This is a genomic window from Serratia sp. BFP-2025 (genome assembly GCF_050880365.1).
GTDB lineage: Bacteria > Pseudomonadota > Gammaproteobacteria > Enterobacterales > Enterobacteriaceae > Serratia > Serratia surfactantfaciens.
In genome coordinates this window covers 598,572-611,765 of the sequence record NZ_JBPAFV010000001.1, presented here as the reverse complement: position 1 = coordinate 611,765, position 13,194 = coordinate 598,572, and the positions used below count along the sequence as shown (strand labels likewise).

Sequence of the window (13,194 nt, the reverse complement as noted above, 5' to 3'; positions counted from 1 at the left end):
CCGGGCTTTTTTCTGGATTAAATCGTCGGCTGATTTACCAAGCCGTCTATCAGCACCTGCGGCGTGCCCTGCGAGCAGCGTTCGATACGCCCGCGCACGCCGTAGACCCGCGCCAGGCTCTGCGGCGTAATCACCTGATCCGGCGCGCCGTCGGCGATCAGATCGCCATCCTGCAGCATCAGCACGTGGTCGCCGTGACGCAGTGCGATATTGATGTCATGCACCACCACCACCGTCACGATGTTGCGCTTGCGGGTTTCGCGGCGCACCAAATCCATCACGTGGAACTGATAGTTGAGATCGAGCGCGCTCAGCGGCTCATCCAGCAACAGCAGAGAAGGCTGGCGGATCAGCGACTGCGCCAACCCCACCAGCTGTTTCTGGCCGCCGGACAGCTGATCGAGATAGCTCAGCGCCAGGTGGGCGATGCCCAGCTGTTCCAGCAAAGCCATCACTTCCGCTTCGCTGCCGGCGTTGCTGCGGCCGCCCGAGGCGCGCTGCGCCACGATGATCGACTCCAGCACGTGCAGATGCACCCCGGCGGGCAGCGACTGCGGCAGGTACACCACCTTCTCCGCCCGACGGGCGAACGGCATCTGCATCAGATCGCCGTCGTCCAGCCACAGCTTGCCCTGCGCCGGGTTCAGCCCGGCCAGCGAACGCAGCAGCGTCGATTTGCCGCTGCCGTTCGGCCCCAGCAGCACGGTGATTTGCCCACGCGGCAGCATCGGCACCGAGAGATCGTCAATCACCTGGCGTTTCGGGTAGCCCGCCGAGAAGTTTTCTATCCGCAAGCCCTGATTCATACGTTCCCCCGGTGGCGCAGAATAATGCTCAGGAAGAACGGCACCCCGACCAGCGACGTCACGATACCCACCGGAATGATCACCCCAGGCACCAGGTTTTTCGACGCCACCGAGGCCATCGACAGCACCAGAGCGCCGATCAGCGCGCTGGCCGGCAGATAGAAGCGGTGATCTTCGCCGAAGATCATGCGGGCGATATGCGGCGCCACCAGGCCGATAAAGCCGATTGGCCCGACGAAAGCCACCGCCAGCGCCGAGAGAATGCTGATGCGCAGCAGCGTGGTCAGCCGCAGGCGACGCACGTCGATGCCGAAGCTCACCGCCCGGTCTTCACCCAGGCGCAGCGCCGTCAGTTTCCACGAGCTCATCATCGACAGCGGCAGCAGCACGGCGAACACGCCGAACAGAATGCCCAGCTTATCCCATGAAGCGCGCGCCAGGCTGCCCATGGTCCAGAACACCAGCCCCTGCAGCGTGTCCTCGCTGGCGATGAACTGCATCATCGAAACCAGCGCGTTGAAGGTAAATACCAGCGCGATGCCGAACAGCACCACGCCGGAGGTGGCGACCCGCGTCCAGCGCGTGATGCCGTCGAGCATCAGCGCGGCGAACAGCGCAAAGATAAAGGCGTTGGCGGAGATGAACCACTGATCGGGAATCCCCGGAATGCCGATGCCGAGCACGATCGCCAGCGCGGCGCCAAAGGCCGCGGCGGAAGACACGCCGAGAGTAAAGGGGCTGGCCAGCGGGTTATTCAGGATGGTCTGCATTTCCGCCCCGGCCAGGCCGAGCGCAAAGCCCACCACCACCGCCATCAGCGCATACGGCAAGCGGATATCCCAGACGATCACCCGCGTACCGGCGTCGGCCGCGGCGGGGTCAAGCAGCGTTTGCCATAAGGATGCCAGCGACAGGCCGGAGGGCCCCATGGTGAAATCCAGCAGCAGCGAGCCCAGGATCGCCAGTGCCAACACGCCCATCATCAACAGGCGATGGCGAAGAATATGCTGATAACGCCCCATCACGCCGGCGTCGGGTTGCCCCTTGGCTTCAGTCATGGGATCGGTGGATACGCTCATTAGTTAAGATACCTGTTGCAACCATGATGACAGCGGCGCGAAAGCGGCCGCCGTGAACCGGAAAGTGCACGCAGACCGCCCGCGCGCAGCCGTTAACAATAAAACAAACGATAATACTTATCAATCATATCAATAGGTGAAAACGGCGTTGTCGAAATGTAATAATTTGTTTTTACTCGCCATTTTTCAACCCCTCGCGTTTCCTCCCTTCACCGCCATTAGGTTAATTATTCTGAAAATTATTCCTGATCCGACCAGACTCTGACAAAACACGAAAAAACCACATAGAATCCAGAACCACGGCACCGCGCGTGCAAAAAACTTCAGGCTGCCGCAAGAGCGGCCTTATTGACGAGGCAGTAATGAGAAGTCCATCTCCGGCGGTAACGCCCAAACGTCCTGCGCTGCTGAACTGGCTGTTATACAGCCCGCTGCACGCCGATGACGAGCCGTTTCAACGCCAGCTGCGGCTCACGTTGACGCCCTCTCCTCTCACCCCCTGGCTGAATGCCGCGGGGCCGGCCGCGCTGCTGGTGGGGTACGCCTGGCTGAGCCAGCGGCCGATCGGCATCGGCTTGCTGCTGCTGTTGCTGCTGTTGACCGCCGGGCGCGCCTGGCTGGCGCGCCGACGTCAGCCTGCCTGGCCGAACGCCATGCTGGTGACGGTGCTGCTGTGGGCGCTGCTGGTCGGCGCCAGCGCCGCCCTGGCGATGCTGTCGGGCCGCTTCGTGCTGATCCTGTTCGCCGGTCTGACGATCACCGCCCTGGCCTGCTGGCTGATGCAGCGTCACGCCGCCGCCCCGCGCTTCGCGCTGCTTGAAGTGATCGTACTGACGCTGCCCTATCTGCTGGCGGCCCCGCTGTCGCGGGTGCAAAACCTGTTTATCCTGGCGGATCTCGCCCCGCTGTGGCTGGTGCTGGCTCATGGCATGATCGCTCGCTATCACCGCCAATTGGTGCAGCGCGTCACGCTGGCGTGGGAAAAGCAGCTGGCGTCACACCGCGATCGCCTGACCGGCTTCCTCAACCGCGCGGGCGGCGAAGCGGTGATGCGCAGCATCTGCCGCCCCGGTTCGACGCAGCCGATCTCCCACCTGTTCATTCTTGAATTCGGCCCGCTGGCAGCGCTCTACCAAAGCCACGGCGTCCAGATCGGCGACGACGTACTGCGCACCGTCGGCGAACGCCTCAAGACGCTGATCCGCCCCAGCGACTACGTCTGCCGCTATACCGGCGGTCTGTTTTTGATTCTGGTGCACGATCTGCCCTACGGGGCGGAAAGCGAGTTCCTGGCGCGCATTGTGCCGCCGCTGGAGGCGCCCTACGATTTTGGCGCGTTCGGCGAGGTGAACATGCAGCTTAGCGCCGGCATTCTGGCGTTGACGCAGGATTACGCGACGGTGGACAGTTTGATGAGCTCGGCGCAGCAGGCGCTGGCGGAAGCCAAAGGCGGGAAAAAGTAACATAAAACGCGGCGGGAGCCCCCGCCGCGTATCACTCACCGAAAATTACTTCACGTCCATCTTCGGGAATTCCATTTCGCTGTACTTCACCACACGGGTGCCGCGCGACAGCTTGTAGCCGAACCAGATCAGCAGGAACAGCGGGATGCCGATGTAGGTCGCGGTCACGCCGTACCAGTCGATCTTGTCTTGCAGGAAGGCCTGATAGTTCTGGCCCAGGGTGATGATCAGGCACAGCACGAAGGCGAAGATCGGCCCCAGCGGGAAGAACCCGGAACGGTACGGCAAGTCGTTCAGATCGCGCCCCTGCAGCATGTAACCGCGACGGAAGCGGTAGTGGCTGATGGCGATGCCCAACCAGGCGATGAAGCCGGTCATGCCCGAAGTATTCAGCAGCCACAGATAAACCGACTGGTTGCCAAACATCGACGTCAGGAAGCACAGGCCGGCCACCACGCAGGTCGCATACAGCGCGTTGCGCGGCACGCCGCCTTTCGACAGCTTGGCGAAGATGCGCGGTGCCTTGCCTTCCGAGGCCAGAGTGAACAGCATGCGGGTAGACGCGTACATACCCGAGTTACCGGCGGAAAGCACCGCCGTCAGGATCACCGCGTTCATCACCGCCGCCGCCGACAGCAGGCCGGCATGCTGGAACACCAGGGTGAACGGGCTGACGCTGATGTCTTTCACGTCATTGCGCAGCAGGCTCGGATCGGTGTACGGAATGATCAGGCTGATGATCAGAATGGCGAAGATATAGAACAGCAGGATACGCCAGAACACCTGACGCACCGCGCGCGGGATGTTTTTGCCCGGGTTTTCCGACTCGCCGGCCGCGATGCCGATAAGTTCGGTGCCCTGGAACGAGAAGCCGACGATCATCGCCACGCCGATCATCGCCGAGAAGCCGCCGGCGAACGGCGCGTCTCCTATCGTCCAGTTCTGCCAGCCGGCGTGTTCGCCGCCCTTCAGAATGCCGACGATCATCAGCACGCCGACGGCGATGAAGATAATCACGGTGCTGACCTTGATCAGCGCGAACCAGTATTCCGCCTCGCCGAACCCTTTCACCGAAATGTAGTTCAGCAGGAACATCAGGCCGAGGAACAGCGCGCTCCAGATCCAACCCGGCGTGTCCGGGAACCAGTAACTCATCACCAACTGCGAGGCCACCAGGTCAACCGCGATGGTCACCGCCCAGTTGTACCAGTAGTTCCAGCCCAGCGCGAAGCCGAAGCCTTCTTCCACGTATTTGGCGCCGTAGGTGGAGAATGAACCGGAGACCGGCATAAAGGCCGCCAGTTCGCCCAGGCTGGTCATCAGGAAATACACCATCAAACCGATCAGAGCGTAGGACAACAGCGCCCCGCCGGGGCCTGCCTGAGAAACCGTGGCGCCCGAGGCGACGAACAGACCGGTGCCGATGGAGCCGCCGATGGCGATCATGGTCAAATGCCGGGCTTTCAGCTCGCGGCGCAATCCGGGTGCTTGCTGCCCCGATGTTTTTATATCCTGCTGAGCCATTCGTTCCCTATCTATCTGCTCTTCGAAAAATGAGGGCGGATTGTAACAAATACCCGCCGGTGAACTAGCAACATTGCACTGATATAAGATAGCTTCATAATTCAGAGGCAATTATTAGCCGCGGCCCTTATGGCCTTACTTACTCTCATTAATGTGAGCGTGCGCAGATTTTTATGCTTTTTCAGGCCTGCGCGGCGATAGAAGGCGTGACGCGCTGCCGATTACAGCGCGCAATAGCTGAGAAAACGCTGCAACGCGTTGGAGATGTGCTTTTGCCGATGGCGAATCAGGTACAGGGTGCGACGCAGCGGCGGCAGCGGAAGCGGCAGTTCCACCAGCGCGCCGCTGGCAAGCTGTTCGGCCACCACCCGCCGCGACAGGCAGCTGATGCCGATACCGTGCCGCACCGCGTGCTTGATCGCCTCGGAGTTGCCCAGCTCCATCACCAGCTGGAAATGTGGCAGATGCGCCAACAGCAGATGATCCAGCACCTCGCGAGTGCCCGAACCGCGCTCGCGCAGGATCCAGGGCGCATTGGCCAATGCCTCCAGCGTCGGCGGCTCGCGGGTCAGCGGGTTATCCGGCGCGGCGAACACCACCAGCTCGTCCTCCAGCCACGGCTGCGTCACCAGCTCCGGCATATGGCAAGGCCCCTCGATCAATCCCAGATCGACGCGAAAATCCGCCACCGCCACGATCACGTCCTGGCTGTTGCCGACATTCAGCTCCAGCGGCGCGGCCGGAAAATCCCGGCGGTAACGGGCGATCATCTCCGGCAGCATGTAGTTGCCGATGGTGCTGCTGGCGGCGATGCGCAGCGCCCCGCCGTCATGGCGAAATAGCTGCTCGATCTCCCCCGCCTGTTCCAACAGCGCCAGCGCTTTGGGATACAGCAACCGGCCATGTTCGTTGATCACCAGCCGTTTGCCGACGCGATCGAACAGCTGCACGCCCAGCTGCCCCTCCAGATCCGCCAGTGCCGCGCTGACCGCCGACTGCGACAGCGCCAGCACCACCGAGGCCTGAGTGGTCGAACCGCTTTTCAGCACTTCAGTGAAGACTTCCAGTTGACGCAATGTGATATGCATAGCTGTCCCGGTATTGAAAGAAGGTTCCGTCAGAGAACCAAAATATGATGTCGGCATGATGTGGGCGACCCGATCAGGCCACCCGGTTTACGGCCCGATCGGCGTTACTTGCCCAAAGCGACCAGCTGCGCCGCGGCGGCCAGCACCGCCTCGCGCGGCGTGCCGGTTTCGTCCCGCTGTATTAATTGCAGCATCGCCACCAGGCGATCGCGATCGACCGCTTTGTTCTCTTCAATCAAACGCCGCACCGCGCGGCCCACTTCCAGGTCTATCTGCTCTCTGCGTTGATCGTCGATATCCATCGCCTGCTCCTGTTCAGTTGGAAAATTGACGGCGGCTCGCCGCGCCTCCCTCACCCTAGCCGCAATGCGGCTTTATGCCAATGTCTGAACACATACCACTTATTCAGATAGGTTATAAATATATAATCAATTTCTCTTTTATTCAGCCCAAACGTACTCTTAGCGGCAAGAAACAGACTGAAGGACTGACTTTTATGGCGACTGATACCACTCACACTTATCCCGAGCGACGCTTTCCGCTGTTCGGCCTGCCGCGGCTGGTGCCAGGGCTGCTGCTGACCGGCGCGCTCACCGCGCTGGCCGTCTGGGCCGGCGATATTCCCTGGGTGGCGGAGCTGGGGCTGGGGGCGCTGACGCTGGCGATCCTGCTCGGCATTCTGGTGGGCAACACGTTGTATCCGCGCTGGCAAACCGCTTGCCACAGCGGCGTACAGTTGGCTAAACAGCGTCTGCTGCGTTTGGGTATTATCCTTTACGGCTTCCGGCTGACCTTTCAGCAGATCGCCGACGTGGGCGCCAGCGGCATCATCATCGACGCGCTGACCCTGACCACCACCTTCCTGCTGGCCTGTTGGCTTGGCAAAAAAGTGTTCGGCATCGACAGCCAGACCGCGATACTGATCGGCGCCGGCAGCAGCATTTGCGGCGCGGCGGCGGTGATGGCCACCGAGCCGGTGCTGAAGGCCGACTCCAGCAAAGTGGCGGTGGCGGTCTCGACCGTGGTGGTGTTCGGCACTCTGGCGATCTTCGCCTACCCGTGGCTGTATCAGTTGAATGAACACTTCCAGTGGCTGCCGTTCAGCCAGGAAACCTTCGGCATCTACGCCGGCTCCACCATTCACGAAGTGGCTCAGGTGGTCGCCGCCGGGCACGCCATCGGCCCTGACGCCGAAAACGCGGCGGTGATCGCCAAGATGATTCGCGTGATGATGCTGGCGCCGTTCCTGCTGCTGCTGTCGGGCTACATCAGCCGCGGCGGCGAAGGCAAGGCGGAAAAATCCGCCATCACCATTCCGTGGTTCGCCGTGCTGTTTATCGCCGTCGCCGGGTTGAACTCCTTCAACCTGCTGCCGGCCACGCTGGTGCGTCACCTGATCACCGCCGACACCTGGATGCTGGCGATGGCGATGGCGGCGCTGGGGCTGACCACCCACATCAGCGCCGTGCGCCAGGCCGGGATGAAACCGATTCTGTTGGCTACGCTGCTGTTCGTCTGGCTGCTGGTCGGCGGCGCCGCGATAAATCAGCTGGTGCAACACTGGTTCTAATCTCCCCTTCTGCGGCCCGCTTCGGCGGGCCGCATTTATTCCGCCCGCCATCAATGCCATAATGTCACCGATAACACAGGAGAATGAAGATGAAGTTTGTCGGTGCACATGTCAGCGCGTCAGGCGGCGTGGATCAAGCGGTTATCCGCGCGCACGAATTGGAGGCGACCGCGTTCGCCCTGTTCACCAAAAATCAGCGTCAATGGAAGGCCGCGCCGCTGGCCGCCGACGTGATCGATAAGTTCAAGAGCGCCTGCGCCCAGTACGGCTTCGGGCCGGGGCAGATCCTGCCGCACGACAGCTACCTGATCAACCTTGGGCACCCGGTGGCCGACGCGTTGGAAAAATCGCGCGAAGCGTTTATCGACGAGCTGCAGCGCTGCGAACAGCTGGGGCTGACGCTGCTGAACTTCCACCCAGGCAGCCACCTGCTGCAAATCGATGAAGACAAGTGCCTGGCGCGCATCGCCGAATCGATCAACATCGCGCTGGATAAAACCGCCGGCGTGACGGCCGTGATCGAGAACACCGCCGGCCAGGGCAGCAATCTGGGCTTCAAATTCGAACACCTGGCGGCGATCATCGACGGCGTGGAAGACAAAAGCCGCGTCGGCGTCTGCATCGATACCTGCCACGCCTTCGCCGCCGGCTACGATCTGCGCACCGAAGAAGAGTGCGAGCGCACCTTTAAGCAGCTTGGCGACATCGTCGGTTTCAACTACCTGCGCGGCATGCACCTGAACGACGCCAAGAGCGAGTTCAACAGCCGCGTCGATCGTCACCACAGCCTGGGGGAAGGCAACATCGGTAAAACGGTGTTCAGCTACATCATGCGCGATCCGCGTTTCGACAATATTCCGTTGATTCTGGAAACGGTAAACCCGGATATCTGGGCCGAAGAGATCGCCTGGCTGAAGGCGCAGCAGTAACCCTCCCCTGGCCGCTCGCCTAAGCGCGGGCGGTTTCCTTCACCGCGTGCTCCGCCGCCAGCATGGCGCTGAACTGACGCAGCGTTTCTTCATCCAGGCCCGCAGCCCTGAACACCGCGGTGGTAAAGCTGACCGGCGCCGATCCCGGCGCCGTAATGACCCGGTCATCCGCCACGGCGGCGGCGCTCGCAACGAAACGGCGCTGCCCGGTATAGCCCGCCACATGGCGCGTCAAAAACTCGGCATCGTTGGAGGTGTGCGCCCTGCCGTTCAACAGGCCGGCCCGCGCCAACGCCAGCGTTCCGCCGCAAATGCCCGCCACAGTCGCGCCGCGTTGCAGCTGCTCGTTGAGCAGCGCGCTGATATCCGGCGCCCGCTCGGTTTCCCACAGGGTGCCGCCGACCACCACCAGCACCTCGGGGCACCAATCCGCCAATACGGCGACGCCGCGAGCCACTTCCACCGTCAACCCGCCCTGTGAGCGAAGCTTTCCGGCCTCCGGCGCAAAAAACGCCACATCCAAGCCATAAAACGGCCCGCCAACGCCGGCGATAAGCGCGTATTCCCAATCGGCGAAACCGGATGTCAGTACGATCGCCACTTTTTTAGCCACTGATGAATCTCCTTGAGTCATTCCTTGTTCGCAGGAACAAAGTCGCGCTATCAGCGTAGAAAGCATTGTGATTTTTGACCAGGGGTAAATCGTGCTAACCGACTAAGACACAAACAAAAACGCGCAGCTCGAGGCTGCGCGTTTTGCGGTATCGGCAAGGCTTACGCCGCGGCGGCTACCGGCGCTTCAGCACGTTTCAGCAGGGCGTACGCCACCCCCGCCAGCAGCGTGCCTGCAGCGATCGCCACCAGGTACAACAGCACCGGCGAAATCGCGCCCGGGATCAGCAGCACGAACAGCCCACCGTGCGGCGCCATCAGTTTGGCGCCGAAGGCCATCGACAGCGCGCCGGTCAGCGCCCCGCCGGCAATGCAGCACGGCAGCACGCGCATCGGATCGCGGGCGGCGAATGGAATCGCCCCTTCGGTAATAAAGCACAGCCCCAGCACCAACGCCGCCTTGCCGCCTTCCTGTTCGGATTTCGGGAACTTGCGGCGCGCCAGCAGCGTCGCCAGCCCCATCGCCAGCGGCGGTACCATGCCCGCCGCCATGATCGCCGCCATCGGCGCATACACCGAGGAGCTGAGCAGCGCGACGCCGAACGCGTAGGCCGCTTTGTTCACCGGGCCGCCCATGTCGGTGCACATCATGCCGCCGAGGATTGCGCCCAGCAGCACTGCGTTGGCGGTGCCCAGCGATTGCAGCCAATGGGTCAGGCCTTCCATGATCTTCGCCACCGGCGTGCCGACCACGTAAATCATGATAAGGCCGGTGATCAGGCTGGCAACCAGCGGAATGATCAGGATCGGCTTCAACGCTTCCATGCTTTGCGGCAGGCGCAGCTTGCTGCTGATCGCCTTGGCGACGTAACCCGCCAGGAAGCCGGCGATGATACCGCCGAGGAAACCGGCGCCGGTGCTTACCGCCAGCATGCCGCCGATCAGGCCCGGCGTCAGCCCCGGACGATCCGCGATGGAAAAGGCGATGAAACCGGCCAATACCGGCACCATCAGCGCGAAGGCGGAGCCGCCGCCGATCTGCATCAGCGCCGCCGCCAGCGTGCCTTTGACCTCAAACGCCTTGATGCCGAACACGAACGACAGCGCGATGCACAACCCGCCTGCCACCACCATCGGCAGCATGTAAGACACGCCGGTCAGCAGGTGGCGATACGGGCCGTTGCCCTCTTTCTTTTTCGCCGCCGGCGCCGCGTTGCCGCGCTGCTGCGGCTGAAAAACTTCCGCCTCGGCCTGCGCCTTGTCCAGCTCCTGGGCGGTTTTCTTCAGCGCCAGGCCGGTCGAAGTGCGATACATCGGCTTACCGGCAAATTTGTCCAGATCCACTTCGATGTCCGCCGCGACGATCACCAAATCCGCCGCCGCCACTTCTTCCGGAGTGATAGCGTTGCCGGCACCCACGGAGCCGCGCGTTTCCACCTTCACCCACCAGCCGCGCTTCTTCGCTTCGCTTTCAATGGCTTCAGCCGCCATAAAGGTGTGCGCCACGCCGGTCGGGCAGGCAGTGATCGCCACGATGCGTTTTTGCCCGGCGGCTTTCACCGCCGCCGCCTGCGGCGCCTGATAGGTTTCAGCTTCGGCCTTGGCCCGTGCCAGAAAAGCCTCCGGTTCACGCACCGCCTGCTCTACCTCACCCACATACACCCATTTGCCGTTCAGCCCGGCGTCAGCAGGTGCAGTCTGCCCTGCCACCACCACCAGTTCGGCATCCTGCAGCGACTCGACCAGCGTCAGGCCGGTTTTGGCCGCGGCAGCCTCCAGCATGCGTTTCGCCAGGTGGCCACGGGCCTGCCCCAACGAACTGTCTACCATCAGCAGCGTTTTCATTCTGCCTCCTGCTATTGATTGAAAGGTTTCAGATCGACGCGCGCCATCATCGCGGCCAACTGGGGACGATCGGTCACGCCGACGTTGCTCTGGCTGACCGCCAGCGCCGCTACCGCCGTGGCCAAACGCAGGGTGTGTTCGCTGGATTCGCGCATCAACAGGCCGTAAATCAGGCCGCCGACCATCGAATCGCCGGCACCCACGGTGCTGACCACCTCACAGGACGGCGGTTTGGCGATCCAGGCGCCGGAAGCGTTAACCCACAGCGCGCCTTCCGCACCGAGGGAGATCACCACGTGGGCGATGCCCTGCTCGCGCAGCGCATGCGCGGCCTCAACCACGTCCGCCAGCGCCGGCAGCGGGCGGCCGGCCCAGATTTCCAGCTCGCGGCGGTTCGGTTTGACCAACCACGGCGAGGCCTTCAGCCCGGCGACCAGCGCTTCGCGGCTGCTGTCGAAAATGATGCACGGGCACTTGGCGCGCAGCTGGGTCATCCAGTCGGTAAACGCATCGGGATCGACGCCGGCCGGCAGGCTGCCGCTCACCGCCACCATATCGAACTGGCCCAGCCAGCTCAGCGAGTCGCTGACGAAACGATCCCAGTCCTGCGGCGTGACTTCAAAACCGGAGAAGTTAAAGTCGGTCACTTCGCCGTCTTTTTCCGTCAGCTTGACGTTGATACGGGTGCGGCCCGGCACCACCTGGAAGCGGTTGGCGATCCCCAGATCGCTGAACAGCAGCTGGAAACCGTCCTGATTGTCTTTGCCCAGGAAGCCGCCGACGGTGACGTCGATGCCTAAATCCTTCAACACCTTGGCGACGTTGATGCCCTTACCGGCAGCGTGCAGGCCGGCGGTTTTTACCCGGTTGACTTCCCCGCGCTCGATCTGCGGGCAGAAACCCACCAGATCGTACGCCGGGTTCAAGGTGATCGTTGCTACTCTTCTGCTCATGCTGCGCCCTCGCCCAGTCCTTCATTAATCGCTTCGCCGATCGCCTTCAGCGCGGCTTCAGCATCTTCTCCATTGGCGGTAAAGCGCAGGTGGTGCCCTTTCTTCACGCCCAGTGCCACCACCTTCATCAGGCTGCGCCCGTTGGCCGGCTTGCCGCTGCCGTCCAGGTTGGTGACGGTGATGTCACTGTTGAAACTTTTAATCACGTTAACCAGCGCCGTGCCCGGCCGCGCGTGCAGACCGTGCTCGTTGCGGATCACGAACTCGGCGCTCAGCACGCTGCTCTCCTCGGCCACTTCGCTGGTCAGCAGCGCCAGCACGCCGGCGGCATCCGCCTTCAGCAAGCGTTCAGCTTTATTGGCCAGCAGTAGATCGCTGAGGTAGTTGAGCACAGCCAGCGGCTGCGCGTCGGCGACCGACACCGTCAGCAGCAGCGCCACCGGCTCGCCGTCTTCCACGAAAGCCTGCGCCGGTCGGCTGACGGTGGCCGCGCTGGCCAGGTTGCCTTCAACGCTGTCGCTCAGCCAGATACCCTGCCCCAGGTTCAGCGGCTTACGGGTGATGACATCGCTGACGAACTGCGCATTGACCGCACCGACCTTTTGCAGCCGGCCGGCGTTCAGCGCCTGCAGCGTCATCAGGCTGTCGGCCGCGACGTCGAGCGCAATCAGCGAGACGTCGAACTGGAATTCGGCGCTCTGCTGCTCGCCCATCAACAGGCTGCGCAGCTCTTCCGCAGAGGTGGTTTTCGCCAACCGCTCCGCCACGCTGTCATCGCTCAGCACGTGGGTGAGCTGACGCAGCAGCGCCAAATGCTCGTCGGAACGGGCGGCGATGCCGATCGCTACATAGGCGGTCTGGCCTTCTCCCCAGGTGATGCCCTGCGGGAACTGAAACACCTGCACGCCGGTTTTCAACACCAGATCACGGGTATCGGTGGTGCCGTGCGGAATGGCGATGCCGTTACCCAGATAGGTGGACGTCTGCAGTTCGCGCTGCAGCATGCCGTCTACATAGCCGGCGCTGACGCAGCCGGCTTCGGTCAGGGCGGCGGCCACCTGACGGATGGCCTCCTGCTTACCGGCAGCCGCGGCGCCCAGATGAATGTCTTGCGGTGACAACTGGAACATGATTCTCCTCTCCTGCTGAATTGAATCGTTTCAGCTTCATTGAGAAAAAGGAGCGCTATCCGCTGACCACAAGCGGCGGGATAACGCTGAAACGTTTCAAGGAGTGTGTGAGCAGCGCAAGGCGAAAGCAAGTTTTCTCCCTTTCGCCATTGCAGATTTTTGAGCTTACGCACACTTTCGCCGGCGCATTGGTCA

Annotated in this window: 12 protein-coding genes; 3 read left to right on the top strand and 9 right to left on the bottom strand. The window is 62.4% G+C overall.

All coding sequences use genetic code 11. The annotated features are described in order from the left end of the window. Window positions 1-17 precede the first annotated feature (17 nt). Both ACRAWE_RS02910 and ACRAWE_RS02905 read right to left on the bottom strand, forming a co-directional pair. Window positions 18-806: an ABC transporter ATP-binding protein gene (locus tag ACRAWE_RS02910; protein ID WP_019453610.1), complete on the bottom strand. Its 789-nt coding sequence runs from the start codon at window positions 804-806 to the stop codon at window positions 18-20. Then, window positions 803-1,885, bottom strand: coding sequence for a FecCD family ABC transporter permease (locus tag ACRAWE_RS02905; RefSeq protein ID WP_025160187.1), 1,083 nt, complete (start codon window positions 1,883-1,885; stop codon window positions 803-805). The genes ACRAWE_RS02910 and ACRAWE_RS02905 overlap by 4 nt, the downstream gene beginning before the upstream one ends. A 362-nt stretch (window positions 1,886-2,247) precedes the next feature. Here ACRAWE_RS02905 and ACRAWE_RS02900 point away from each other — a divergent pair, with 362 nt between their 5' ends. After that, on the top strand, window positions 2,248-3,348 hold the full coding sequence (locus tag ACRAWE_RS02900) for a GGDEF domain-containing protein (RefSeq protein WP_063919733.1): 1,101 nt from the start codon (window positions 2,248-2,250) through the stop codon (window positions 3,346-3,348). Window positions 3,349-3,393: 45 nt separating this feature from the next. Here the strand turns inward: ACRAWE_RS02900 and ACRAWE_RS02895 are convergent, their stop codons facing one another. The 3 genes from ACRAWE_RS02895 to ACRAWE_RS02885 form a co-directional block, all read right to left on the bottom strand. Further along, the gene (locus tag ACRAWE_RS02895; RefSeq protein WP_025160186.1) at window positions 3,394-4,872 is read right to left on the bottom strand and encodes an amino acid permease; all 1,479 of its coding nucleotides are present in this window, start codon (window positions 4,870-4,872) and stop codon (window positions 3,394-3,396) included. Window positions 4,873-5,093: 221 nt separating this feature from the next. After that, entirely contained in the window at window positions 5,094-5,960 is an 867-nt protein-coding gene (gene yieE, locus ACRAWE_RS02890) for a DNA-binding transcriptional regulator YeiE (protein WP_063919734.1), read from the bottom strand. 104 nt (window positions 5,961-6,064) lie between these two features. Further along, window positions 6,065-6,262: a hypothetical protein gene (locus tag ACRAWE_RS02885; RefSeq protein ID WP_019453615.1), complete on the bottom strand. Its 198-nt coding sequence runs from the start codon at window positions 6,260-6,262 to the stop codon at window positions 6,065-6,067. Between the two features lie 194 nt (window positions 6,263-6,456). On the opposite strand from ACRAWE_RS02885, the gene ACRAWE_RS02880 reads away from it, so the two are divergent. Together ACRAWE_RS02880 and nfo are read left to right on the top strand one after the other, a co-directional pair. Then, on the top strand, window positions 6,457-7,530 hold the full coding sequence (locus tag ACRAWE_RS02880; RefSeq protein ID WP_154746531.1) for a YeiH family putative sulfate export transporter: 1,074 nt from the start codon (window positions 6,457-6,459) through the stop codon (window positions 7,528-7,530). 89 nt (window positions 7,531-7,619) lie between these two features. Continuing rightward, on the top strand, window positions 7,620-8,459 hold the full coding sequence (nfo, locus tag ACRAWE_RS02875) for a deoxyribonuclease IV (protein ID WP_019453617.1): 840 nt from the start codon (window positions 7,620-7,622) through the stop codon (window positions 8,457-8,459). 19 nt (window positions 8,460-8,478) lie between these two features. Here nfo and ACRAWE_RS02870 read toward each other — a convergent pair whose 3' ends face one another. The 4 genes from ACRAWE_RS02870 to fruB all read right to left on the bottom strand — a co-directional run bounded on the left by ACRAWE_RS02870 (window position 8,479) and on the right by fruB (window position 12,999). Beyond that, on the bottom strand, window positions 8,479-9,072 hold the full coding sequence (locus ACRAWE_RS02870; protein ID WP_370520167.1) for a DJ-1/PfpI family protein: 594 nt from the start codon (window positions 9,070-9,072) through the stop codon (window positions 8,479-8,481). Window positions 9,073-9,233: 161 nt separating this feature from the next. Continuing rightward, entirely contained in the window at window positions 9,234-10,916 is a 1,683-nt protein-coding gene (fruA, locus tag ACRAWE_RS02865) for a PTS fructose transporter subunit IIBC (protein WP_432524711.1), read from the bottom strand. 11 nt (window positions 10,917-10,927) lie between these two features. After that, complete coding sequence (fruK, locus tag ACRAWE_RS02860) at window positions 10,928-11,869, bottom strand: 1-phosphofructokinase (RefSeq protein ID WP_004935702.1); 942 nt, start codon at window positions 11,867-11,869, stop codon at window positions 10,928-10,930. Then, entirely contained in the window at window positions 11,866-12,999 is a 1,134-nt protein-coding gene (fruB, locus tag ACRAWE_RS02855; RefSeq protein ID WP_197668049.1) for a fused PTS fructose transporter subunit IIA/HPr protein, read from the bottom strand. Before fruB ends, fruK begins: the two co-directional genes overlap by 4 nt. Window positions 13,000-13,194: the final 195 nt, after the last annotated feature.